General features: G+C 56.6%; 21 protein-coding genes. 3 read left to right on the top strand and 18 right to left on the bottom strand.

Annotated features, from left to right (window positions below; translation table 11 throughout):
• Positions 1–261: 261 nt before the first annotated feature.
• Entirely contained in the window at positions 262–1,917 is a 1,656-nt protein-coding gene (locus FZE95_RS14005) for a BCCT family transporter (protein WP_150301481.1), read from the top strand.
• Positions 1,918–2,252: 335 nt separating this feature from the next.
• Here FZE95_RS14005 and FZE95_RS14000 read toward each other — a convergent pair whose 3' ends face one another.
• Together FZE95_RS14000 and FZE95_RS13995 are read right to left on the bottom strand one after the other, a co-directional pair.
• Positions 2,253–2,984 carry a 3'-5' exonuclease gene (locus tag FZE95_RS14000; protein WP_150301480.1) on the bottom strand — a complete coding sequence of 244 codons (732 nt, stop codon included), beginning with the start codon at positions 2,982–2,984 and terminating at the stop codon, positions 2,253–2,255.
• Positions 2,981–4,894: a DUF294 nucleotidyltransferase-like domain-containing protein gene (locus tag FZE95_RS13995; protein WP_150301479.1), complete on the bottom strand. Its 1,914-nt coding sequence runs from the start codon at positions 4,892–4,894 to the stop codon at positions 2,981–2,983. Before FZE95_RS13995 ends, FZE95_RS14000 begins: the two co-directional genes overlap by 4 nt.
• A gap of 246 nt (positions 4,895–5,140) precedes the next feature.
• Here FZE95_RS13995 and FZE95_RS13990 point away from each other — a divergent pair, with 246 nt between their 5' ends.
• On the top strand, positions 5,141–6,568 hold the full coding sequence (locus FZE95_RS13990) for an O-antigen ligase family protein (protein ID WP_150301478.1): 1,428 nt from the start codon (positions 5,141–5,143) through the stop codon (positions 6,566–6,568).
• Here FZE95_RS13990 and FZE95_RS13985 read toward each other — a convergent pair.
• On the bottom strand, positions 6,553–7,338 hold the full coding sequence (locus tag FZE95_RS13985; RefSeq protein ID WP_150301477.1) for a WecB/TagA/CpsF family glycosyltransferase: 786 nt from the start codon (positions 7,336–7,338) through the stop codon (positions 6,553–6,555). The genes FZE95_RS13990 and FZE95_RS13985 overlap by 16 nt on opposite strands.
• A gap of 210 nt (positions 7,339–7,548) precedes the next feature.
• Here FZE95_RS13985 and FZE95_RS13980 point away from each other — a divergent pair, with 210 nt between their 5' ends.
• A complete protein-coding gene (locus FZE95_RS13980) occupies positions 7,549–8,601 on the top strand; it encodes a glycoside hydrolase family 5 protein (protein ID WP_150301476.1) in 1,053 nt (350 codons plus the stop codon).
• 58 nt (positions 8,602–8,659) lie between these two features.
• Here the strand turns inward: FZE95_RS13980 and FZE95_RS13975 are convergent, their stop codons facing one another.
• From FZE95_RS13975 to FZE95_RS19780, 15 genes are all read right to left on the bottom strand, one after another.
• On the bottom strand, positions 8,660–9,631 hold the full coding sequence (locus FZE95_RS13975; protein ID WP_150301475.1) for a phosphoribosyltransferase family protein: 972 nt from the start codon (positions 9,629–9,631) through the stop codon (positions 8,660–8,662).
• 61 nt (positions 9,632–9,692) lie between these two features.
• Positions 9,693–11,129, bottom strand: a complete 1,437-nt coding sequence (locus FZE95_RS13970; RefSeq protein ID WP_150301474.1) for a mannose-1-phosphate guanylyltransferase/mannose-6-phosphate isomerase — start codon at positions 11,127–11,129, stop codon at positions 9,693–9,695.
• Between the two features lie 2 nt (positions 11,130–11,131).
• A complete protein-coding gene (locus tag FZE95_RS13965) occupies positions 11,132–11,878 on the bottom strand; it encodes a WecB/TagA/CpsF family glycosyltransferase (RefSeq protein WP_223825073.1) in 747 nt (248 codons plus the stop codon).
• A gap of 60 nt (positions 11,879–11,938) precedes the next feature.
• On the bottom strand, positions 11,939–12,712 hold the full coding sequence (locus FZE95_RS13960) for a glycosyltransferase (RefSeq protein ID WP_150301472.1): 774 nt from the start codon (positions 12,710–12,712) through the stop codon (positions 11,939–11,941).
• Positions 12,675–13,958: a hypothetical protein gene (locus FZE95_RS13955; protein WP_150301471.1), complete on the bottom strand. Its 1,284-nt coding sequence runs from the start codon at positions 13,956–13,958 to the stop codon at positions 12,675–12,677. Before FZE95_RS13955 ends, FZE95_RS13960 begins: the two co-directional genes overlap by 38 nt.
• 125 nt (positions 13,959–14,083) lie before the next feature.
• Complete coding sequence (locus FZE95_RS13950) at positions 14,084–14,536, bottom strand: GDP-mannose mannosyl hydrolase (protein ID WP_150301549.1); 453 nt, start codon at positions 14,534–14,536, stop codon at positions 14,084–14,086.
• A 1-nt stretch (position 14,537) separates the two neighbouring features.
• Positions 14,538–15,512 carry a GDP-L-fucose synthase gene (gene fcl / locus FZE95_RS13945; protein ID WP_150301470.1) on the bottom strand — a complete coding sequence of 325 codons (975 nt, stop codon included), beginning with the start codon at positions 15,510–15,512 and terminating at the stop codon, positions 14,538–14,540.
• A 2-nt stretch (positions 15,513–15,514) separates the two neighbouring features.
• The gene (gene gmd, locus FZE95_RS13940) at positions 15,515–16,639 is read right to left on the bottom strand and encodes a GDP-mannose 4,6-dehydratase (RefSeq protein ID WP_150301469.1); all 1,125 of its coding nucleotides are present in this window, start codon (positions 16,637–16,639) and stop codon (positions 15,515–15,517) included.
• A gap of 59 nt (positions 16,640–16,698) precedes the next feature.
• Positions 16,699–17,859 carry a glycosyltransferase gene (locus tag FZE95_RS13935; protein WP_150301468.1) on the bottom strand — a complete coding sequence of 387 codons (1,161 nt, stop codon included), beginning with the start codon at positions 17,857–17,859 and terminating at the stop codon, positions 16,699–16,701.
• A 54-nt stretch (positions 17,860–17,913) separates the two neighbouring features.
• Positions 17,914–19,299, bottom strand: a complete 1,386-nt coding sequence (locus FZE95_RS13930; protein WP_150301467.1) for a lipopolysaccharide biosynthesis protein — start codon at positions 19,297–19,299, stop codon at positions 17,914–17,916.
• Positions 19,292–20,638: a UDP-glucose dehydrogenase family protein gene (locus tag FZE95_RS13925; protein WP_150301466.1), complete on the bottom strand. Its 1,347-nt coding sequence runs from the start codon at positions 20,636–20,638 to the stop codon at positions 19,292–19,294. The genes FZE95_RS13930 and FZE95_RS13925 overlap by 8 nt, the downstream gene beginning before the upstream one ends.
• Before the next feature lie 103 nt (positions 20,639–20,741).
• Positions 20,742–22,136: an undecaprenyl-phosphate glucose phosphotransferase gene (locus FZE95_RS13920; protein WP_150301465.1), complete on the bottom strand. Its 1,395-nt coding sequence runs from the start codon at positions 22,134–22,136 to the stop codon at positions 20,742–20,744.
• Positions 22,133–22,894, bottom strand: a complete 762-nt coding sequence (locus tag FZE95_RS13915; protein ID WP_150301464.1) for a hypothetical protein — start codon at positions 22,892–22,894, stop codon at positions 22,133–22,135. The genes FZE95_RS13920 and FZE95_RS13915 overlap by 4 nt, the downstream gene beginning before the upstream one ends.
• Positions 22,895–23,271: 377 nt before the next feature.
• A complete protein-coding gene (locus FZE95_RS13910; RefSeq protein ID WP_223825072.1) occupies positions 23,272–24,987 on the bottom strand; it encodes a GumC family protein in 1,716 nt (571 codons plus the stop codon).
• Positions 24,956–25,495, bottom strand: coding sequence for a Wzz/FepE/Etk N-terminal domain-containing protein (locus FZE95_RS19780; protein WP_223825071.1), 540 nt, complete (start codon positions 25,493–25,495; stop codon positions 24,956–24,958). Before FZE95_RS19780 ends, FZE95_RS13910 begins: the two co-directional genes overlap by 32 nt.

Raw genomic sequence — 25,495 nt, 5'->3', positions numbered from 1 at the left:
ACCCGGCGGATGGATGTTGATATCCCATGGGATCCCAGACCTATATCATGTGCACCCGATTGGGCTAGCTACCCCTTGGTCGGCGTGTCCGTTTGCCAGGAGTCGGCAGTTATCTCCGACTCGATCTGAGCTCGCAGATCTCTCTAGCCCCCGTATGGCGCTTGTCAGAGGGTCCGGGCTGAACTATGGTCCAGGCACTTACAGACGTCTTCGCTTTATGTGCCGTGGTAAGCGCGGCCGCTTTTTCAGGAGTATCCATACATGGATAAAGAACGGCCCTCCGACCAGCCAGCCCCAGAAAACCTGGAAGGCATTCCGGCGCCCAGTGGAGAAACCAATCTGATCGATACCGATTACGTGATCGGTCAGGACAATATCACCGGGGAGTTTTCCCTATCGCTGGATATCCACGGCAAGGTCTTTTTGATCTCGTCGTTGACCATCCTCGTCTTCGTAATGTTGACCCTGGCATTGCAGAATGAAGTGGCGCCGATATTCAACGCGATTCGAGACTGGCTTACAGGACATTTGAGCTGGTTCTTCATCGCGTCAGCCAACGTGTTCGTCATCCTTTGCCTGTTCCTCATCGTCTCCCCACTGGGCAAGGTTCGCCTGGGTGGCAAGGAAGCCGTGCCGGACCACTCTTATCTCGGCTGGTTTTCCATGCTGTTCGCCGCGGGCATGGGGATCGGTTTGATGTTCTATGGGGTTTCCGAGCCCATGTCGCATTATTCCGCTGCGATGGGTGGAACGGAAGTTGCCGAAGGCGGCGCGCGCACGGATTGGGCGCCGTTGGGTGGGGCTGAGGGTGATGTGGAAGCTGCGGCCCGGCTGGGTATGGCTGCAACCATCTTCCATTGGGGCCTGCACCCCTGGGCTATTTACGCCATCGTGGCGCTGGCGCTGGCCTTGTTTTCATACAACAAGGGCCTGCCGATGAGCATCCGCTCGATATTCTATCCAATACTCGGTGAGCGCGTGTGGGGGTGGCCCGGACACGTTATCGATGTGCTCGCGGTATTCGCCACGCTGTTTGGTCTTGCCACGTCATTGGGCCTGGGCGCCGAGCAGGCCGCGGGCGGTATCGACTATCTGTTTGGTATCACCTCGACCAACGCCGTCAAGGTACTGTTGATCGTCGCCATTACAGCGGTCGCGCTGGTATCGGTCCTGGCTGGGCTGGACAAGGGCGTCAAGCGGTTATCAGAGCTGAACATGGGGCTCGCCATCCTGCTGCTGGGCTTCATCATTATCATGGGGCCGACACTGGCCATTCTGACCGGGTTTTTCGATAACCTCGGCTCGTATCTCATGCATCTGCCTGCGCTGTCCAATCCGATAGGACGAGAGGATGCCAACTTCAGTCAGGGTTGGACTGCCTTCTACTGGGCCTGGTGGATCAGCTGGTCGCCCTTTGTCGGGATGTTTATCGCGCGCGTCAGCCGCGGCCGCACGGTGCGTGAGTTTCTGATTTCGGTTCTGCTGGTGCCGACGCTGGTATCGGTGTTGTGGATGACCGCCTTTGGCGGGACGGGTATCAGTCAGTTGACTGCAGGGTTTACCGGCGTGCAGGACGCCGCCCTTGAGCTTCAGCTGTTCGTCATGCTGAGCGAGCTACCCCTGGCAGCGATTACCTCCTTTATCGGCATCATCCTGGTGGTCGTGTTTTTCATCACGTCCTCGGACTCCGGCTCACTGGTGATTGATGCGATTACCGCGGGTGGCAAGATCAATGCCCCGGCTCCGCAACGGGTGTTCTGGGTCATCATCGAAGGGGTGATAGCTATCGCCTTGCTGCTTGGCGGCGGTCTGGTCGCGCTGCAGGCGATGGCCGTATCCACCGGGCTGCCATTCACCGTTGTGCTGCTGGTCGGGTGTGTGGCGATCATCAAGGGGCTACGCTCCGAGCCACGATAACGCAAAGTGGGAAGAGAAGGCGCGTCCGCAAGGTCGCGCCTTTTTTAATGCGCGGTCACCGGATGCTGACTAGGGTCTGTTCCCGTTTCATCGCGAGCCGCGTTGCTGTGTCAAATGGCGCCAGGCAAGGCGCGGGACGCAGGTAATGGTTATTCCCTTCCCAAGTCCCGCAACGCCGCATGGCGTCATTTGCCACGCAACCCGAAGGGACGGGGCCCGTTTAGCGCAGCACTGCGTTACTCGTTGCTTATTTGGAACAACCAAACTTCGCTCCTCGCGCCTTGTTCTGCACCAAACGGCCCTCCGTCGCGGCCGCGATGAAACGGGAACAGACCCTAGCGCCATAACTCGCACACAGCAATGTCCGTCCGGAAATGCGTGGCGACCTGGGCCTGTAACAGCTCGGCTGTCGCCAACGCGTCCGTTAACGCATGGTGGGACTGGTATTGCGGCAGACCATAACGGCGGCGACTGTCTGCCAGGCGAATGGATTCCGGTGGCCGGCGCAGCAGCCAGTTGAGCAGCCCGGTTTTCTGCCTGGGATGGATGCGTGCTTCCAGATCCATGGTGTCAATTACCGGAAAATGGATGCCCTCACCGAGATAGTGCTGCAACGCCCGATCGAGGAACGCTCGTTCTATATTGCGGTAGTGCACCACCATCACCTTTCCGGCCATGGCATCGAGCAGCTCTTCCAGCACTTCGGCGAGAGGCGGCGCAGCCTCGATATCCGAATGGGTGATGCGGTGGAACGCTACGGATTCACTGCTTAGCTCCGATGGCGGCTTGACGACCCGGTAGAGCGAGCCCTGGCAGCGAATCCGTTCGAGATTCATCGGTACCAGACCGATACTGAGAATGGCGTGTTTCTTCGGGTCGAGGCCGGTGGTTTCCATATCCAGGGCCATCAATGGCACTTCGTCCAATGGCGTATCGGCGGCGACCGCACCGCTCTGGTAATACTTAACCAGATGCGGATGGCGAGCGGTACGGGCCAGGCTGGCGAACAGCGTGCGCCAGTCTGGCGTGTGTTCGGCCTGGGCGGACCGGCGCTGGCGTTCCGTCATAGCGCCCGCGTCGATTGCAGGCTGGGATAGCGGTAACGCAGAAATTTCTGCGCGTTGCTGAGAATCTGGAAGGCTTCCTTGAGATTGTGTCGTTCAGCCGTCGTGACCATTTCCGGTTCGATGTTGTTGTCCGGCTCGCGATCCTGATCGATATCCATTGCCTGGTGGCGGATGCGCACGCTGGTCAAGAATTCAAGGGCGTAGCGCAGCCGGGTTATTGCCTCAGGAGGCATGAGCTTGGTTTTCGCGATAGCATCGAGACGCTCAAAGGAATTCTGCGCCTTGGTACCACAGGCCAACGCATGCACGCGGATCAGATCGGTCAGCGGGGCAGTACCGCGGCGTTTGAGGTTGATTACGTTCTTCTGCTCGCCGTCCTTTTCCATGACAAAGGTGCGAAAAAACCCCAGGGGCGGCGTGCGGTTCAGCGCATTGCGCGCCATCGCAGCGAGGAAGGGTTCGTTGCGGCTGGCTTTCTCAGCCAGCAGATCCCTCAACGACTCGACCATCTCGGCTTCGCCATACACGCTATCCAGATCGAAAAAGATCGAGCTGTTCAGCAGCGTTTCGGGGTTGGGCCGCTCGATCCAGTTGTTGAAGTAATTCTTCCATACCTTGAGCGGCTGCCGCCATTTGCTGTTGGTGGCCATGATCCCGCCCTTGCAGTAGGTGTAGCCGCAGGCAGCCAGGCCATCACTGACCAGTGTTGCCAGCTGCAGAAAGTAGGCGTCATGCTGCTCGGGCACGAAACTATCATCCAGGATCAACGCGTTGTCCTGATCCGAGACGATCAGCTGCTCGTCCCGCGCCATCGAGCCTAGCGCCATGAAACAATAGGGCACGGGCGGCGGGCCCAGTTGCCCTTCGGCAAGTTCGAGCAGGCGCTGGGTAAAGTTGCGGCCAATACTCGACATCGCGCTGCCGACCATTTGCGCGCTGGCCTCCTCGTTGACCATCCGGACAAAGGTGGCGCGCACGTCCGGCAGCAATCTGGTCAGATCCTTGATGCTCTGCTTGTTGAATATGTTGTTGACCAGATACAGGCTGCTCTGGGATTCGTACTTGATGATGTCGGACAGGTTGATAACCCCGATCGGGCGTCGCCGATGAACGACCGGCAGGTGATGGATATTGTTGCGCAACATGCACAGCATGGCCTCGAACACCGAGTCATCAGCCTGCATGGTGATCGGATGCCCGGTCATGACTTCGCTGACCGGGGTTTGCGCTGGAAGTCCTTCGGCCACCACGCGGGTACGAAAATCCCGATCAGTGATGATCCCGACCATGACCTGCTGTGCGGCAGGTGCCGGTCCGCTGCTGGTTTCGGCGGGGCCGGATTCAGGGTCGACGATGACCAGAGACGACACGCTCTCCTGGGTCATGATGCCGGCTGCCTCGCGTATGGTCGCTGTCATCGGCGCGGTCACTGGCGTACGCGACACCAGCTTGCGCACTTTGATCTTCATCAGCTCGCTGGCCTTGGCCTGGGTATCCACGGCCGTTTTCAGCCGGGACTGGCCTTCGGCCTCGACAAAATCTGCGAAGCTGTCGTGCTCATCGCATAACTGTTTGAACAGTCTGTCGGGGATCAGATAGAGCAGGCTGTCTTCGATTGCCCTGGCTGGGAAGCGCACCTTGTTATCGCGTAATAGACCAAAGTGTCCAAAAATGTCGCCCTCGGTCAGCCGGTTATACAGATCGCCGTTGCGGCGATAGATCTCGACTGCTCCGCTGCGCACGTAATAGAGATAATGGCTGTCCTCGCCGAACTGCAAAATGTCCGTGCCCGCGCGGACGTAACTGATTTCGATCTGAGGGGCGACGTCATTGAGCACGTCCTCGTCCAGCCCATCGAACGGCGGAAAGCGGCTAAGGTGATCGCGTATTTCGATGAATTCGACCTGCATGCCGCTATCCTTTGTCGGGGTGTGGAGCAGACCATGCCGAACTACCCGCCAATCGGCAACCCGGGAGCCTGTCTTTGCCCGAGTGTAGTAACCGCGTACAGGTGCGTAAACCAGCTGTCGGCCAAGGATGCAGGTTTTATGCAGATGGCCATCATCTGACCTCGACAATGGACTTAACAAAGCCACACAATTGGTACGCCTGACAGGGCGGAAGTATTCCTTTTCAAAGTCGTAGGAAGCGCCTGAATGACCCGCTATTTCAAGACCGCTGAACGCCTTGTGCTCGCCGGGCTGCTCTGTTTGCTCGTCTGGTTACCTTTACCGCTCGGCAGTAATCGGGACTGGTCAGCCGCACTGCTGATCTTCGCTGTGGGCAGTCTTGCCTGTGTCTGGCTGATTCTGCAGATGCTACAGAACCTTTCTCTGGGCTCGGGGTTCAGAAAAGCCCTGTTGCCGCTGGGGCTGCTGGTTGCGGCCCAGGCTTGGGTGGGACTCCAGCTGGGGGCCGAACTGACCCGTGATTCGACCGCGACCTTTCAGTATCTGATGCTGGGGCTGGCGTATTGTCTGCTCTATATGCTCGTGATTGGCCTGTTCCGGACGCGCAAGCGGCTGTCGGTCTTACTCGGTGTCCTGGTAGTCAGTGGTGTTCTTCAAGCGTTCTACGGAACCATCATGACGCTTTCAGGACTTGAATGGCTGATTATCGGGCCCAAGGACCATCATGTAGGCCATGCGACCGGCACCTTCGTTAACCGCAATCATCTGGCGGGTTATCTTGAGTTGACCCTGGCGGCAGGTGTTGGGCTGTTGCTGGCCCTGCGGCAGGTTGGCAGGTTCCGTTGGGCGGGGCTGTTTGAAACCATGATGGGGCCCAAGATGCGGCTGCGCCTGGCCTTGATCATTATGGTTATTGGTTTGGTCATGACCCATTCGCGCATGGGCAACACCGCCTTCTTCTCGAGCCTGCTGCTGGCGGGCGGGTTATTTCTGCTGTTCGACAAGGAGCACCGGCTGCGTAACGGGCTGCTGTTGGCGAGCATTTTGCTGATCGACATATTGATAGTCAGTCAGTACTTCGGTCTGGATCGGCTTAAGGAACGGCTGGTCAATACGCGGCTGACCGACGTAGTGGTCGACGGTGCGGTGGTTGAGCAAGCCAATGAGTTGCGCGGCACCGTGTTCAATCAGGCGCTTCCGCTGGCAGCCGACCGGCCCTGGGTCGGCCAGGGAGCGGGGAGCTTCGAGACAGTGTTCCCACCCTACGCTGGTGGTTTACCGCTGCATTATGATCATGCGCATAACGATTTTTTGCAGTTCTTCATCGAATACGGCGTGGTTGGAAGCCTACCGCTGGTGTTGTTCGTGCTGGTTTCTCTGTTCTATGCGCTGAAAGCAATGACTCAGCAGCGCTCGCTCTATCGAAGCGGTGTCGGTTGTGGCGCGGTGCTCGGGATAGTGGCGTTGATGCTGCATTCATTGACGGACTTCAATCTGCAGATACCCTCCAACGCAGCGACCTACGTGGTGCTCTGCGCCATTGCCGTGCTCGCCAATACGCACAAAGTCGGATCGGGACGCAGCAAGAAAAAGCGGGGCAGCGAAGGGGGAACGGCGGACGCGGATCTGGACCCCACCAAACAGACAGGGCCAGTGGGTTACTCTATTACCTGATGCTTGGCGTCGCGTGGCGCACTTCCAAACCCGTTCCGGCCGACGTAATAGAAGAACTGAGGAATGCCTATCACATAACGCTTGAATAGCCGCTTTGGTTCCTTGCCAAGGCGGTACGCCCATTCCAGCCCGGTCTTGCGGAATATCAGCGGTGCACGGGTAAAGCGCTCCGCAGAAAAGTCCAGGATCGCGCCGCCACAGATCAACAGCGCGGGCATGTCCAGTTCACGTTTGATCCTGATAGCCACTTCCTCCTGTTTAGGCATGCCCATTGCCAGCACAATCACGGGAACTTTATTGCTATCACAATGCCTCTCAACGTATTGCGCATAGCTTTCTTCGGGCTGGAATCCGTCCATGGCATGAAAAGGATGACCCTGGAAGAGGCGACGGGCGCCCTTGGATAACCAGGGCTCACGGGTTCCCAGCGCGAAAAATTGATAACGGTCGGCATCGGTGCGGATAAGGTAGTCCACCACCTTGGGGATGAAGTCCGAACCGTTCATGTTTGCCAGGGGAGCTCTTCCATTCAGCTTGCAGGCGATCTTGACGCCGATGCCGTCGCGCAACAGATAGGACATCTGGGAAAAACGACGCCGCATTGGCAAATTCTGCTGCGCGAGGTTATAGGCGTGCTGATTAAGGAACGCCAGCGTCGTGGGAGAGTCAATGGCAGCGAGCTTCTGCAACAGCGCATCAGATTGATTCTCGTCGATCAGCAGCAGTTTGTTGATCAGGGGGTCGTGACGCTTGAGCAGAGAGTTAGTCATCGAGGACCTCGTATTACACAATGGTTCATATGAGTACGTTTCGACGGTTATTGGTTCAATTCAGGTCCTGGAATTGATTCCTGGTACACAGGTTGTCGGATGACTCGATAGGGATAGCCATTCAGCTGAGTCGTCGAATTCTCGGAGAAATTGTCATGGCCTCGCACTATCCGGGCGGCCATCGAAAAACCCATCAGGAGGATCTACACAATGAGACAACCAGGCCTGAAGACAGTTCGTAAATGGCTGATGTTCGGCACGTTTAGCCTGCTATCAGCTGGCGCAACAGTGACGCATGCGGCGGTTGATATGATCGGTATCAACGTTGCGGGTGCCGAGTTCACCGGGGGCAAGCTGCCGGGCAAGCACGGCACGCATTATTTTTTCCCGCCGGAGGGCTACTTTGAATACTGGAGCGAGCAGGGCATACGCACCGTGCGGTTTCCGCTGAAGTGGGAGCGTCTGCAGCCAAGCCTGAATGCCGAGCTGGACAGCGTGTACGCCTCGCTGGTCGACGACATGCTCGACCAGGCAAAGGAACATGACATCAAGGTCATTCTGGACGTGCACAATTACGCACGCTACCGCAAGAAGGTGATCGGGACCGACGAGGTCCCAGTGAGTGCCTACCAGGATTTGATGGAGCGTATTGCCAAGCGTTGGCATGGTCATGACGCGCTCTTCGCCTATGACATCATGAACGAGCCCTATGGTTCGGCTGACGAGCTGTGGCCTGAAGCGGCACAGGCGGGAATCGATGGTGTGCGCGAGCACGACAAGAAGCGGCCGCTGTTGATCGAGGGGGCGTCGTGGTCGAGCGCCGCTCGCTGGCCACGCTACGCTGACGAATTATTGAAGCTCAAGGACCCGGCCGACAATATGGTATTTTCCGCCCATGTGTATATCGATGAAGACGCCAGCGGCAGTTATAAGAAAGGGCCAGGCAAGGATTTTGAGCCGATGATCGGTGTGAACCGCGTTGAGCCCTTCGTCGATTGGCTGAAAGAGCACGGCAAGAGAGGACATATCGGCGAGTTCGGCATTCCCAACGACGATGAGCGTTGGCTGGATGCCATGGATAAACTGTTGGCCTACCTCAATGAGAATTGCATCCCGATCAATTATTGGGCGGCCGGGCCTTCCTGGGGCAATTACAAGCTCTCGATAGAGCCCAAGAACGGTGAAAAACGACCGCAGGTAGCGCTCTTGAAAAAGTATGCAGCCAAGGACGACTGCTCTGATTTCGGTCCCAAAAAAGGTTAGATGCATGGCTGGGATAGGCTGGCGGTAATGCACCATGCACCGCCGGCCTGAACAGCTGTCAGGGCTCGGTCGGCAGGTGGGACCCAGACATAAGACGCCGTAGTTTGCCGAGTGCCTTGCGCCTGAAGGTCAGACTTTTACGCATTACCTGTGTCTTCAATGCCGGAAGACTCATACCCGGTGCATACATCTGATTGGACTGGATGCAGAAAACCGGTTTGCTGGTCAGCCGCATGATATCCATGGCGGTATATTCATCATTCTCGATGAATAATATCGCGTGGGGGTCCTGATTATAGATATCAGCCTTGAACGCGGTTATGGCGTCATCCTTCGCACCTGTCTCACCGGCGCTATTCAGCATGTGAAGCTGACCATATTCGACACCATGACGTTCGAGCCATTGCTCCGTTTGCGCTCGGTATTTCTCCGGTCGACAGGTAATCAAATGCGCAACGGGTACCGATGGGGTAAATAGTGGCGTTGCGTTTTCGACAAATGCGGCGCAGCTTTCATTATCGTGCACATCGGCTGCGGCTGGCTGCACGTACAACACGCCATCAATATCCAGGCAAGCGTGCCTCATCAGGTTGTGGTGCAGAATATTCCACTCGAATAGCCTCGGCTGTTCGACCGTTTCGAAATACAGATCAACATTGCCGGTGTTCTCCTTCTGGGCGAAGGCCGCCATGGTAATCACCGCGCCCTGATACACCGACTTGACCATTTCAGCCGCAGCCAGCATGGAATTGCCAGAGGCAATACTGTCATCCACCAGCAGGATCTTTTTTGCATCCCAGGGATGCGCCAGGTGCGCGTGCTTGTAGGTGCGTGTATTGCCTTTTTTCAGTTCATCGTTGCGATGAAAGGAATAAAGGTCGGTAAGCGGCAGATTCAGCTTCAAAGAAATGATACTGGCTACCAGCATACCGCTGCGTGGAATCCCTACAACGAGGTCGACATCGTGAGGCACCTTGCTTGCGTATTTGTTAGTCAGATTCGCCAGGTCGCTGACACTTCGATAGTTCATTGGAGTTGCTCCTTGGTCCCCCGGTGTTGTTATTCGCAGCCCGGGGGTTATCGAATCCAGATTAGGTAGCGGATGACTTTGTCTCGGCTTCCGTCACGCGTCCGTAATTGTCAGCAAAGCGGATGATGTCGTCTTCCCCGAGATAGGAGCCCGACTGCACTTCGATAAGTTCAAGCGGAATCACACCGGGATTTTCCAGTGAATGCACCTGACCGATCGGAATATAGGTCGACTGGTTTTCAGTGACCATGTAAGTCTCTTCACCATTGGTAACACGGGCTGTACCGCATACCACGATCCAGTGCTCGGCGCGGTGGTGGTGCATCTGCACCGACAGTTTGGCGCCCGGCTTCACGGTGATGCGCTTGACCTGATAGCGTTGGCCATTGTCAATGGAGTCATACACACCCCAGGGCCGATACACTTCCCGGTGGTTGAGATACTCGCAGCGATCGTCGCGCTTGAGCTGTTCGACGATGCGTTTGACTTCCTGGGTCTGGCTCTTGTGAGCGACCATTACCGCATCCTTGGTTTCGACGATCACCAGATCCTCGACGCCTACGGTCGCCACTAGCCGGTGTTCGGCGTGTACGTAGGTTCCCTGAGTGTTATCGCTGAGCACATCACCTTTGAAGACGTTGCCCTGTTCGTCCTTCGAGCTGACTTCCCACAACGCGGACCAGGAACCAATGTCGCTCCAGCCTACATCCAGCGGGACCACCACTGCGTCGGCGGTTTTCTCCATGACGGCGTAGTCGATAGAATCTTCAGGGCAGGCGATGAACGCTTCCTTGTCGATACGCGTGAAAATCATGTCCTGGCTGCTGGCGCTGATGGCCTTGCGACAGGCGGCGAGGATATCGGGACGGAATTTTTCCAGCTCTTCCAGATACCGGCTGGCACGGAACATGAACATGCCGCTGTTCCAGTAGAAATCGCCCGATAACAGGTAGTCCTTGGCGGTATCGAGGTCCGGTTTCTCGACGAACTTGGCCACCTTGTAGCCCCCATCCCCCTCAGGCGCGCCTTTCTGTACATAGCCATAGCCTGTTTCCGGGTGCGTGGGCACCACACCAAAGCTGACCAACTTGCCCGCTTCGGCAAGTGGCAAAGCGACGCCGATACGCTCACGAAAGCCCGCCTCGTCCTGAATCAGGTGATCAGCGGCCAGAATCAGAAGCACTGGATCATCACCATCGGCAACTGCTTGCAGTGCCGCAAGCGCTACTGCCGGGGCGGTATTGCGGCCGACCGGCTCGAGCAGGATGGGCGCCTCTTCCATCTTCAACTTGCGCATTTGTTCTGCGGCAAGGAATCGATGTTCTTCGTTACAGATCAGTCTTGGCAGCTGGATATCAAGGCCATCCAGGCGGTTGATCGTGGCTTGCAGCATTGACAGCGAGTCATCCGCGAGCGGCAAGAATTGCTTGGGATTCAGCTGGCGCGAGAGCGGCCAAAGGCGTGAGCCGGTGCCGCCCGACATGATGATGGGGATCATTTCTAAGCTCCTTTATATGATAGCGGCTGTTTGGTTCTGAGCTGCTTGACGAGTATGGGAATAAACCGGACGCCGTCGCGTGCGTAACGCCCGGTCAGTCGGCGCGGTTCGCTGCAGATGCGGTGCAGCCATTCGAGATAAAGCTTCTGAACCCATTCGGGTGCCCGTGGCACCGCTCCGGACAGGAAGTTAAGCGAGCCGCCAACACAGAGACCAACGCCCTTGGCCCTGCCAGTTTGGAAAACTTTCTGCGCCAATATTTCCTGGGTTGGACAACCCAGCGCGAACACCACCAGTTGTGCTGGGTGATCAACGATAAAATCCAGACAGGCCGCAGTAGCCTGTTCGTCCTTGATGAAGCCCATGGGAGGGTAGTGGTGATAAAAAGTGATACCGGGAAATTTTTCCCGCAGTAGCATCATGTTATTTGCTTCACAGCCGACCACGCAGACCTTCCAGTTCAGCTGGTCGGCCAGGTGTATGAGACGCGCGGTCAGCGTACTGCCAGGTATGGCCTCCTGGAGATCCAGATTGCAGATCTTCAGGAAGGGGAGCAGGACGCGGCTATCGCATATTCGATGGCTGGCCTGGTCATAGGCGGCGCGCAGTTGCCTGTCATCCTTGAGTTGAACGACATGATTGACATTGGGGGTGACGATATAACTGAAGTCTTCCTGGCTGGTCGTCCGGATTTCGTCGACCAGCTGTTCCTCGGAGCCTTCGTAGAATTCAATATCAAAAGCTTTCAATGCAACCTCCCTGGCATCTGAAAACAGCCTACAAATGCGCATTCTGTGAATTGACTGCGTTCAGGCCGCCCGCTTGTCCAATGCGGCCTTGATCGACTTGATGTGGGCATGGATGTAATGCAATCCATACAGAACGTAGTTTTTGAACGAGGACAGCTTGAGGAAGCGCCTGCGGATGTGCACATCCTCTTTGATGGCCGCAAACCGCCGCTGTTCGGAAACGCCAGTCAAATCGAAGATGCACAACGGCTCGGCAAGCTGCAACACTTCGCGCGGCTTCTCGATACCGTTGGTGAATTCAATGATCATGCAGTAGTCAGCCGACAGTTTGTAATCGTCGCGAAAACGTACGGTACTCAGATGCTCATTTTCGAAATACATTGCCTGGTGGCTCGAGGGCATGCCGATAAACAGCTTGTCGATCGGTTTGGCTAACGATTTGATGAGCTTGCGGCTACCGGTGCGCAGATAGAAGTCGCCATAGATGAATTTAGGACGGACTTCTGCTTGTTCGACGGCTGCGGCGACCTTTTCCAGTACGGTTTCGTCATACAGCATGTCACCACTGTTCAGGAAGATCGTATAGCCGGGCAGCGCCGAACCTTTGACCAGTCCCTTGTTCATGGCGTCATACAGACCCTTGTCCGGCTCGGATGTGATATCCGCCTGCGGATCGTTGATGTGTCCAAGCCATTCGACCGCTCCATCATTGGACGCACCATCGATAACGATCCAGGTAAAGTTACGATGGGACTGCCGGACAACACTCTGGTAGGTCTCCTTGAGACCAGCCAGGTTATTCCAATTTATAGTTACGATACTGAAGTGGACCATTGCTCACCCGGTTGAATTGTCGAGGCGACGTAGTTTCGGTTGCTTGCACCTTGGAGTAATAGAGGAAGCAAGCGGTTGTAATGCCCAGCATATCCCCTCCGTACATGATGGAATTGGACAGCAACATATTGAACATGCTGAACATGAAGCTCAGCTGGAAGGCTGCGAGCAGATCGCCCTTGTGCTTGCAGCGACTCATTATGCGCAGGTACATGCCATAGAAGATGACGGCAATAAACGGAGTCAGGAAGCCGTAACGATGGTAGACCCCGACGATCCCGACATCCGAGAGGTAAAAATGCGGGTTATATAGCGAGTGGAAGCCTTCGTTCCACTGCAGCGACAACGCGCCCTTGCCGATGTAGTTATTCTCCTTGATCGCCTGCAGGATCGTGGCGATGGTGTTGTCCCGTACCCCAGGGCCGGTGGTCGCTTCCTCGAACAGCAGGTTGAACCGCTCTATCTGCTCGGCCCAGAATTCAGGAATCAGGAAGAACGAAGCGACCAGTATCAGCCCCGCCATCGCACCGACCTTGATCATCGAGTCGATACGGTTGCGGAAGATCCAGAGTGCCGCCAGCGCCCAGATAACCATGGTGCCGCGGGTCTGGATCACCAGCCAGAGATAGGCAGCAAAATACAGAACCAGCGCCAGTTTACCGACCGACAGTTTTTCCTTGAGCTGATACAGCAACATGAATACCGCGATTGTGACGTAACCCGAGCCTATACGGTAACGGTTGGGTCGTAGCGGATTGTTACCCCAGTCAACCTCATCCTTGGCGAAGGAAACCGACGCGTTATCGGGGATGATGCTGAGGTAGTACATGAAGCCGATGAACGTCGCGAAGAGCGCGGAGTACAGGAAATACTTCTCAAGGTGCTTCTGGCTAGGCGCCGTCTTTATCAGCAGCAGCAACGCGACAAAAAAGCTCAACCACATGAAGCTGCGGCGTTCTTCGAGCAGACCGTAGACCAGAGGCTGTCCGTAGTTGAGGTTGGCGAGAACGGCTGACGACACGGGTAAAAGCAGCCCGAGGAACACGATCCAGAGGGCGGTTTTCGATTGATAGACCCGCCGCCAGGTTACAAACAGCGCGCCCGCAGCAGCGATAACACCGAGCAGATACAGTTCACGTAGAAAGGGGATGCCAGCTTTCTTATCGTCAGTCAGGAAAAAGACTTCCGAGTTCAACAGAATAAGAATGAAAAGCAGGTTCCTGTATGCAAGCAATTGCTTGAGCAATGGCGATTTCCCTTTCTGTGTTGAGGCTGGTCGCGGCTGCGGGGATCGAGCAGCCGTTCGACAACAGAATTTGGCCCTGATGCCGGCAATAAGTTCCCCGCCATATGTCGGCCGGGATCAGTGAATCAGGCTATATAGGCCTTGGTGTGCACATGAACCTCATCCGAGGCCAGCATGTCCGGCCTTGACCACCATCGGTAAAGGTCATGTTGGATTGCTGGCGGCTGCAGTTCGCTCCCGGACGACAATTTCAAGGCGTAGGCTACCACTACATAATGGGTGTCAGGAGTGTCACCAAACACACTGTCACTATAAAAATGTTCGAATATGCCAAGCAGAGTGGCGCTTTCACGGCAGAATGTCTGTCCCAATTCGGTTTCAGTCAGTCGTCTGAAAGCGGCATCGAGATTTTCATTCTTGTAGATACGACCGCCTGGAACGAACCAGCATCCCTGGGCCGGGCGGTTCAACCGCTGGCCCAGGAGGATCTCGTCGCTCTGGTTTTGCACGATCAGGTCAATCGAAACCAGCGGCGTGCTGGCAACTATTGATCGAAAGGCGTCCGCTTCGAGAAACATATCAGCCACGCGCCTCGTCCATGTGCTCTACAAACCAGCTGTACGCATCCCGCAGGCCATCTTCCAGCCCGATCTGTGCGTTCCAGCCCAGCGCTGCCAGGCGCGACACATCCATCAGTTTGCGCGGCGTGCCGTCGGGCTTGCTGGCATCAAAAGTCAGGCGACCCTGGAATCCGGTCACCTGGCTGATGGTTTCAGCCAATTCGCGGATGGTGCAATCCTGACCGGTGCCCACATTGATGTGCGACAGCATGGGCTGGGTATGCTGCTGATAGGTGCTGCTATCCAGATTCATCACGTGGACACTGGCGGCGGCCATATCGTCCACATGCAGAAACTCACGCATTGGCGTACCGCTGCCCCAGACCACGACTTCCTCGTCGCCACGCTGGGCCGCTTCATGGAAACGACGCAGCAGGGCGGGGATGACGTGGCTGTTTTCCGGGTGATAGTTGTCATGCGGGCCGTACAGATTGGTCGGCATGACGCTGCGGTAGTCCCGACCGTACTGACGGTTGTAGCTTTCGCAGAGCTTGATGCCGGCGATCTTGGCGATGGCATAGGGCTCGTTGGTCGGCTCCAGCACGCCGGTCAGCAGGGCTTCCTCGCGCATCGGCTGGTCGGCATTCTTGGGATAGATGCACGACGAGCCGAGAAACAGCAACCGCTGAACATCATTGGCATGTGCGGCATGGATGATGTTGGCTTCGATCATCAGATTCTCGTAGATGAATTCTGCCGGATAGCTGTTGTTGGCGTGAATGCCGCCGACCTTGGCCGCAGCCAGGTAGACCTGGTCGATGCGTTCTTCCGCAAAGAACGCACTCACCGCCGCCTGACTGAGCAGATCTAGCTCCTGCCGGCTGCGGGTGATGATGTTGCGATAACCGAGGGCCTCCAGCCGGCGCACGATGGCTGAGCCGACCATGCCCCGGTGTCCCGCCACGAAGACTCGCTGGTCGAGATCCTGTTGCATACTCAACCCTCCACGGTGACCGGGATGTCGTGGCCATGTTCTTTGAGCAGGGCGTGACGCTTGGCTACCTTGAGATCTTCGCGGACCATCTCGGCGCACATTTCCTGAACAGTGATTTCAGGCGTCCAGCCCAGCTTGGTCTTGGCCTTGGTCGGATCACCCAGCAGGGTCTCCACTTCGGCCGGACGGAAGTAGCGCGGATCGACACGCATCAGCACATCACCCACCTTGACGCCCGGCGCTTGATCGCCTTCGACGCTTTCGACGATGGCCTGCTCGTCCACACCGGTGCCTTCGAAGCGCAGCTTGATGCCCAGTTCGGCGGCGGACCAGCTGATGAATTCGCGCACTGAATACTGCACACCAGTGGCGATCACGAAATCTTCGGGTTGGTCCTGCTGCAGCATCATCCACTGCATACGCACGTAGTCCTTGGCATGACCCCAGTCACGTAGCGAATCGATGTTACCCATGTACAGGCAGCTTTCCAGGCCCTGGGCGATGTTGGCCATGCCGCGGGTGATCTTGCGTGTGACGAAGGTTTCGCCGCGGCGGGGCGACTCATGATTGAACAGGATGCCGTTGCAGGCATACATGCCATAGGCTTCGCGGTAGTTCACGGTGATCCAGTAGGCATACAGCTTGGCAACAGCGTAGGGCGAACGCGGGTAGAAAGGCGTGGTTTCCTTCTGCGGCGTTTCCTGCACCAGGCCATAGAGCTCTGAGGTAGACGCCTGATAAAAGCGGGTCTTCTTCTCCAGGCCCAGCAGGCGGATCGCCTCGAGGATGCGCAGAGTACCCATGGCATCGACATCGGCGGTGTATTCCGGCGCTTCGAAGCTGACGGCTACGTGGGACTGAGCGCCGAGGTTGTAGACCTCATCGGGCTGCACTTCCTGCAGGATACGAGTCAGGTTGGACGAATCCGACAGGTCGCCGTAGTGTAGCACGAAGTTTTTGTTCTCAACATGCGGGTCCTGATAGATGTGATCGACGCGCTGGGTGTTGAACAGCGAAGCCCGACGCTTGATCCCGTGGACTTCATAGCCTTTCTCGAGCAGAAACTCTGCGAGGTAAGAGCCATCCTGTCCGGTGATACCCGTGATTAAAGCCTTTTTGCGTTCCATTTATTTGACACTCCGGTCGTAATTGCAATGAGTTGGATTCGTTTGAATCGGGTAGTCGTTTATCGTGATCTGGCGCTGCGAAGCAGGATTTGAACGCGCTCGCGAAAGCCGAAGAGAATGACCTGCACCGACGGAAACTTGTAGAAAAAGCGGTACATGTCGTATTCGGTTTTCGGGGTGGTCAGGCTGGCGCTATTCAGTTCGGCAGAATCGATCAGGGCAATGCCGTCGCCCTCTATGTCATGCATGACGCTGAGCTCCATGGGTTTCATAGATAAGCTGAAATTGAATAATCCTTTCTGACCGGTACGAGTCAGCTGCAACCCGCTGCGGCAATCCTTGCAACCGTAGAGGTTTACGGTGAAGTCGTAGGCGGCGAGCCTTTCATTCTGTTTTTTCACGCTTTCAGGGAGCAGTTCGCAGAACGCATCATACTTGGCCAGGCTGCTTTCAAGAGGGGCGAACTGGTAATCAATGTTCTGCTGTTGTATGGCCACCTGGAAGCGCGACGACGCGATATTGAAATGCTGCCCCGGGTCGCCAAAGTTCGTGGTGAGCGACCGGTACGGATACACGAAGAACTTGTTCCGCGAAATGATGTAAGCGTTGTAGAGCTTCAACCACGACGATTCAGGCCAGCTGCGGATATCCGCAGGGATGTTGTCGATGTGAGCGATATCCGTGCCGTTTTTCTCCATCCACGCGCGGAAGCCAACCCAGTGTGACCGCGACCAGGCCTGCCCCCAGGATGCCGCTAGCTGCATGAAGTAGACGTCGGCATTTCCGTTATCGACAGGCGTAAAAGGAAGATTTGCGGTCTGGTTGAACTGCTGGCTGTACAGGCTTATCCCGGCGATATTCGCGTCATCCGCGTAAGAGCCGAGGGCCGCCGTAGTGTATTGGTAGAAGTACGGCGAAGCGAAAAGATCATCCTCAAGGATGATGACATCGCCGTATTCCTCGGTCAGATCGCCACAGCTGAGTACATGCTGTCGTAGTCCGAGGCGAGTCTTGTGAGCGATGATGCGCTTTTCGCCAAACGGCCAATCGAAGTCTTCCGCAACCTCGCGCGGTTCTTCCATACCGGAGTTATCCAGGCTGATGACCAGCCGCACGTTGCCCGGTGGAAAATGCGCCTTGCGCAGCGAGCTCAGCAATCGGCTCAGACTCTTGGGGCGGTTGTACCCGATGACAATAATGGTAGGCAAATTCAGAGGCATAACGTCTCACAACCAGAGTTGAGGAAAATTGATAGAGGTGAACCGGTGAGGCAATCAGGCATTGCGGTACCCCCGGGCAAACCTTCGGCGCGATTCAACAGCCGTCAGTGCAATCAGGCACAGGTAGATGGCAATACTGGCAAAGGTAAAGGCGATTACCGTGCTCAGCGAATCTTCCAGCAGTGCGGCACCAATGAATAGCGCACCGATGCGCAGCGCGGTGCTGACAATTTCAAACACCAGAGACAATCGCTGCATGGACAGGGCGGGGAAGGCTACAGTGCATGGTCGGCTGATAAAAATGGCGTATTCGGCCAGCGCCAGCCAGCGTGCAAACTCACCTGCTGATTCCCAGGCGGAACCAAACACCAGCGCAAACATCCATGGTCCGAAAAAGAACACAATGCCAAAGGGAACCAGCCCAACGATTGCCAGCCCGGCCACTGCCTTCATCAACATCGCTGTGATGGGTTCCTGGCGGTGAATGGCCTGGGTGATTTTTGGGTAATAAACGTCCGCCACAGATTTGCCGATCAAATGTGTCGGCATGCTCAACGCCTGTTTGCACAGCGTGAAGTAGCCCGCAGCGGCTGGTCCGAAATAGGCCGCGAGAACCAGCGTCGGCAAGTTCTGGGAAACCGTGTTGATGAACATCTGCGGCGCGCGGAACAGCGGGAAGTCGCTGTAGCGCCTGGCTACGGCAAGGGTCTGGTCCACTCCTGTCTGCTTGCCAGCCGAATCATCATCCCCGCCGGTTTTGCTGCCACGTCGAATGCCAAACAGCAACATCAACGCATGTAGAAGCGGACCGAGCGCAGTTGTGAAAACCAGAACAGCGGCCGAGGCATGGATCCAGCCCGCCGCGCTACGAATGAGGTTGTGCAGCAGCGAATGCGCGATGGCCACCTTGGCCGTAATACGAAACAGTTGATGACGGATCAGCCACTGTTGCGCAATTTCCAGAGCAGCGCCGAAGAACATGGTCAGCGGCAGCAGCATCAGAAAAGGCGTGATCTCCTCCACGCCCATCTTCGCTACCAGCGGCGCCCCGAATCCATACAACAGCACGGCTGATAGAGCGGCCATGCCTACAGCAATCAACAGAGACAGCCTGACCACCGCCCCCGCATCGGTGTTGCTTTTGGGCAGCACAATAGCCATCGGATAGGACAGCGCGGCGGCGGGCACGATCATCATGACCACACCCATGAACACCCCGAGCACACCATAGCTTTCGGGGCCGTACAGCCGGGTTATGACCGGCATGAACAGCATCGTCAGCATCTGGGCGCCGGCCGTACCGGACACGACGGTGAGAATATTGCGAAGCAGTTTGCTGCGCATCTGTTGACGCAGCAGTTCGCCATACCTCGACCAGCGGGATCCGGGTTTTCCGTTTGCGTTGATGTCGACCTCCACTGTCGGCGCGTCGTTAGGCATTGAGGCTCGTACGGCCGATACCGTAATAGTCAAACCCGGCACGCTTGATCTGGGTCAGATCGTACTGGTTGCGGCCATCGATGATCAGAGGTTGCTTCAGCAGTTTTTTCAGTGCCTTGAGGTCTGGCCGACGGTAGGGCTTCCACTCTGTCACCAGGATCACTGCGTCTGCATCGATAGCGGCTTCATACTGGCCTTCAACGATCTCCAGCTTGCCGTCAGCGAACCACTTTTCAGGAAACTCGCGCCGTGCAGTCTCATAAGCTACCGGGTCGCAGGCTTTCACTGTCGCGCCGGCACTGATCAGGCTGTTGATCAGCACCACGCTTGGGGCTTCACGCATATCGTCGGTGCCTGGTTTGAATGCCAGGCCCCAGACTGCGAAGCTTTTGCCGGCCAGGTCGCCATCGAAATGCGTATTGACCTTGTTGAACAGCGACTGCTTTTGTAGCTCGTTCCGCGCCTCTACCGCCTGAAGCAGCTTGGGTTCGAAGTCGCTCTTGTGAGCAATGCTGATCAGTGCTTTAACGTCTTTGGGGAAGCAGGAACCGCCGTAACCACAGCCAGCATAAATAAAGTGGTAGCCGATTCGCTGATCAGAGCCGATACCCAGGCGTACGTTTTCCACATCAACCTCAAGCCGCTCGCAGAGGCTGGCAATCTCGTTCATGAACGAAATCTTGGTCGCAAGCATGGCGTTCGCTGCGTATTTGGTCATTTCAGCATCACGTACGCCCATGAACATCATTCGCGGATGGTTGCGAATGAAAGGCGCGTAGAGTTCGTTCATGACGCTGCGCGCGCGGTCGCTGTCGGTGCCGATGATAATGCGATCCGGGTGCATGAAATCGTCGACCGCCGCACCCTCCTTGAGAAACTCGGGGTTCGAGACTACGTCGTATTCGATATCCAGGCCGCGCTGTTCCAGCTGCTCCGCTACAGTGCTGCGGACCAGGTCAGCAGTGCCGACGGGGACAGTGGACTTGTTGATGATCACGGATGGACGGGTGATCAGACTGCCGATTTCCCGTGCTACGTCGACGACATATTTCAGATCGGCGGAGCCGTCTTCACCCGGCGGGGTACCTACCGCGATGAAGAAGACTTCGGAATCTTCGATGGTGTCCTTGAGCGAAGTAGTAAAGCGCAAGCGGTCTGCAGAAAAGTTGTCAGCGACAATGTCTTCCAGGCCAGGCTCGTAGATTGGCAAGATGCCTTTTTTCAGGTTCTCGATTTTCGCTGGGTCAATATCAACGCAGTAAACGGTGTTACCCATTTCTGCGATGCAAGCGCCCGTAACGAGCCCGACATAGCCAGTTCCAACAACAGTGATATTCATGGCGCTTCCTTAAATTTGAACGAAATCTGCTTGCACTCCCCGGCGGTACGCCGGGGGCGTTTCATATGTGGGGCTTCAGCTGATTGCCGAATGGCCGTGGCAGTCAGTACACGTCTCGTGAGAACAACGTAAACGGGGTGCGGAACAGGATCTTGATGTCCAGCCACAGCGACCAGTTATTGATGTAAGCCAGATCCTGTTCAACGCGTTGCTGCATTTTTTCTATGGTTTCCGTCTCGCCGCGGTGCCCTGTGACCTGGGCCAGCCCGGTGATGCCCGGCTTGATGCGATGACGTGCCATATAGGCCAGGATCTTGTCGCTGTAATAATCGTTATGCGTCACGGCGTGCGGACGTGGCCCGACCAGAGACATTTCGCCGCGCAATACATTGAACAGCTGAGGAAGCTCGTCGATGGACGTGCTGCGCAGTATGCGGCCCACCGGTGTGACGCGGGGGTCGTCGCGGGTAGCCTGTTTGACGATCTTGTCGTCGTTATGCACGCGCATCGAGCGGAACTTCATCACGTGTATGATCTCGCCGTTCCAGCCATGCCGGGGCTGGCGGAACAGTACCGGCCCGGGGGAAGACATCTTGACGGCGATGGCGGCGCCGATCAGCAGTGGACTGAGCGCGATGATTGCCAGTAGCGCAACGCCGCGGTCGAGCAATTCTTTGCTGAATACCGATGCAGGATGCGAGCTGAGCGGCGTCTCATTCAGGTATATGGCCGGCAATTGCTCGATTTGTGAAATGGACTGATTGAGCAGAGGCATCCGACCAAAATCCGGAATCCAGACCACGTCTACACTAAGGTCGAGCAGGGTGATGTAGAGTTTCTCGATATAGGCAACTTCGTCCAGGCTCAGCGCGATGTAGACACGACGTATCCCGTATTGGTCTACCAGCTCTCGAACCTTGGAAAGGTCACCCAGAACCGGGAAACGACCATCCAGCGTCTGGGTATCGGGTTTGGAGGTGATCAGACCCACCAGCGGTACACGATTGGATCCATGCAGCCGCTTGGCCAGCTCGTAGGCGGCGGGCCCGGAGCCGATGATTACAGATGTTCTACCGAGGCGCAGCTTGCTGGAGTGGAGATTGCCAAAGTAGCGCAAAGGAATATACGTCGCTGCCTGGACAAGATAGCCGAGCACTGCCCATTGCAAGAAGATCTCGGAGGAAAACAAATGCATGCTCTGGCTGGCGTAGGTGATGGCCATCAAGCCTGCCAGCAAGAGTGCCCATCCACCCATCAAGTGAACCATGCCGGATAGATAACTGTGCCGCTTGTGGTAGACGTGCATCAGCATATACGCCGGTACGGAGCCGAAAATGGTGATGACGATCAGCAGTCGATACTGCGTCGAGACGACTCCGACGTGCTGATAAACCAGATAGCAAAGCAGGCCGCTGACCAGAAACATAGCGCAGAGCCATTGGCCCCAGAATGTAAGACCCCGGCGATTCACGGCGGGATTGGTGCGTTTAGCGATCATTGTGAACCTTCCTCCTTGCATATCTGCTGTTCGGCTTTGACCGCTGAGCCGAGACTCCAGCACAGTGGGGTAGCGAGGCCTGAGGCCCTTGCCAGGTTATACATCTGTAAGGCTTCCTTTTTGCTCGAAGCGGCGGAGCGATTCGCTGCTTCGAGCGTAATAATTCGTTGGCTGGGAGTGAGTTCGCTCCAAGCCGAAAATCCCAGTGCAGCGAGGTCGCCGTCCAGTTCAGGTCGGCCTGCGCCGAGCTCGTTAGTGCGGCGCATCGCCAGGTCGAATTCATCATCTAGCTGGTGCAAGCCCTGTTTTGCGTAGGCCAGTCTCAGCCATGACCAGGGCCAGGCAGGGCGCGCCTCAACTGATTCGCGAAAGGCCTGGATCGCGCTCTGTTTCTGCCCCTCACTCCCGGAGCCTTCAGGCGCAACCAACGGTCCCCACAACAAGACCCTGCCAAGGCGGTCAAGGTATTCAGCGTTGGTAATCGGAGTCTGTTCAACGGCGCTCGCGGCTCGCTGGAGAGACATGTTCCAGTAGCTCTCGCTAGGCGGTGCCTCCGAGCGCTGCCAGTAACGTAGTGCCAATTCCGCGTGCTCGCTCGCTACCCCGGCAAACAGCATTGGAACAGAGAGCACCAGGCATGCAACAGACACCGGTAGCGCGATAAGGCAAGCCAGCTTCTGCGCGATCAATGGCTGCGCTAAGGCGCGGCGGGGGGACGTGCTTTTTGTATATGGGCCGTTAACAGCAGATATGGTCATTTCCAAACGTCCTTGCCTTTGTCCTTCGCCGAGTTGGCATGACACTCCTGACCGTCCGCGGTCAGTAACCTCTGAATATCCGTCACGCACTCATGCGGGATGAGACATGGTGTATCTACGACAAGGCTTTGCGCCTGGTGTTCCCTAAAAAATTCGATGCGTTTCGCATTTATGTGCTACCGGTATGTGGATCAAAAAAAGGCGGGGTTACGTGTCCGCGTCTGTCTGACTCGATCAACGTGTTTGACAACGGTTTAAGCGCGGGACAGCCAAGCGAGAGGGTGAAGCGAGTGGCGCCGCGCCACTGTTAGGTGGGCGGCACTCGGGCGGTAGGGTAGGAGGGAAGGTTGGCTACATTCAGGGAACAGCAGTAAAACTTATGCATTCTGCTCGCTGTAGCCGTAGTGGTCGTAGTAACCGCTGTACTCGCCTTTTTTGGCCGCCTTCTTCACGTCGACCTGGTTGAGTACAACACCGACGATGGAGGCGCCGCTCTGCAGCAGCTGACCAACACCCTTTTGAGCCATATTGATGGAGGTGTGTTCCGATTTGATTACGTATATAACCGAGTCGGCATACGTAGACATCAACACCGAATCGCTGACGGCCTGGGTCGGGGGAGAATCGATAAGGATGTGATCGTATTGCTCCTTGGCTCGCTCCAGAAACTTGGCGAAGCGAGGTGACGCCAGCAGCTCCAGCGGGTTTGGCGGCACCGCGCCAGCGGTCAACATGTCCAGCTGATTGTCGACTGTCTGGATGCAATCCTCTGCCTTTGCCGTGCCTGCAATCAGGTTGGCCAGACCCGGTGTACCCACCGGGAAATCGAAGTTCTTGGCCAGTGTCGGGCGCCGAAGGTCGGCATCGATCAGCAATACCCGCTGTAGCTGACTCAAGGCAAACGCCATATTCGCCGCGACCGAACTCTTACCTTCGGCGGGCACGGAGGAAGTGACCACGATGACCTTTTGTGGCCGGCTCATATCGGCCAGCATCACGCTGGTACGAATGGTCCGGATCGCCTCGCAAAAGCGCATGTCGTCGCCTTTCTCGAACAGATGAGCGACCTTCTTCTGCTGTTTTTTGGCGACCAGAGGCACGATTCCGAGTACCGGCAGATTGAGATTGTTCTCGACGTCTTCGGCGCTTTTGAATGTATTGTTGAGGAAGTCGGCAATCAGCGCGATAGCAACCCCGGCGATGAATGACAGCACGCTGGCCAGCATGATCAGCAGACGGGTATTAGGCGCGGCCGGTACAGCAGGGGGCAGCGCTTCGTCGACGATGCGGGCGTTGGTGCTGCTTAGATCCTGTGTGGCGGTCGTTTCGCGCAAACGGTTCTGGAAAGTCTCGTACAGCTCCCGGTTGCTCTCCACGTCACGCTCGAGTTCGCGAACCCTGAATTCCTTGCGCGAAATGTCCTGAATTTCTTCCTTGTTCTGATCGAAGGAGGCGCGCAGCGAGTTTTCGTTTGCAACTGCCAGCTGATAGTTGCGCTCGATACCTGCGACTACTTGTTCGACCTGGGCTTTCAGGCTGGCGGTGGCTGCCGCCAAATCAGACTGAGCCGCCTGCATGGCCGGGAAGCGCTCGCCGTAGCGGCGCGAAAGCTCTTCTACCTTGGCTCGGGCACGAGCTTGCTCAGATTTAAATTGCTGGATGAGCGGGTGGCCGAGTACGGCTGGCACGCTTGCCATCCGTTCCCAGCCCTGTTCCGACATCGCCTGAACCTGGCGATACTGGCTTTCTGCCTCGGCGCGTTGGCGACGGGCATCAATCATCCGGTCGCCGGTTAACGACAGGTTGTCGGCACTGACAGTGCCTACGCCGCCCACATCAACCAGGCCTTCTTCTTCGCGGTATTGTTGCAGGCGATCCTCTGCTTCCTTGAGTGAAGTGCGCAGTTCCGCAAGACGGCTGTTCATCCAGGTAGTGGCCGCCATGGACATTTCCATCTGAGCTTCCAGCTGGCCTTCAATATAACTGTTGGCCAATGAGTTGGCCGCCTGGGCTGCGGTCAAGCGGTCGGCCATCTCGACGGAGATTCTGACCAACTGGCTTTTACCTTCGACGTCCGCAGCCGTGCGTGTCATGAAATCGCAGAGTGACTGCGTCCATGATCTCTGCCTCGGTCATCGGGGCGGCAGATTTTGACGGATCTTCGCCTAGAATCATGCTCTTGGCGCGCCGCACCATGCCTTTCACATCGATTAGTGGCTCAGGGCGCTGGCGCGGGTCAAATTCTGGGTGCTCGGTCAGGTTCAACTCGCGCACTACGCGTTCAGCGACGCCGCGGCTGTTGATCAGGCCAAGCTGGGTCTGCAGATACTCGCTCAACTGCCCTGTATTGTCGTAAACGCGCTGAAAGTCGACCAGTTGATCGCCTTTGGATTCGATCATCATGGTCACGCTGGCGCGATAGATGGGCGTCATTTGCATGACAGCCAGGGTGGCCAGCATCGTAACTACCAGAACCAGCGAGATAATGCTCCATTTACGGGACCATAGCGCGTGCCAGATCTTTTTCAGGTCGATATAGTCAGCGTCGTCTTCGGACTGCATAGGCTGCCACTGGCGGTCAGGTCGTATGGAGCTGTTCAT

Source organism: Pseudomonas profundi (assembly GCF_008638305.1).
Classification (GTDB): Bacteria; Pseudomonadota; Gammaproteobacteria; order Pseudomonadales; family Pseudomonadaceae; genus Halopseudomonas; species Halopseudomonas profundi.
This window is presented reverse-complemented; position numbering and strand designations above follow the sequence as displayed.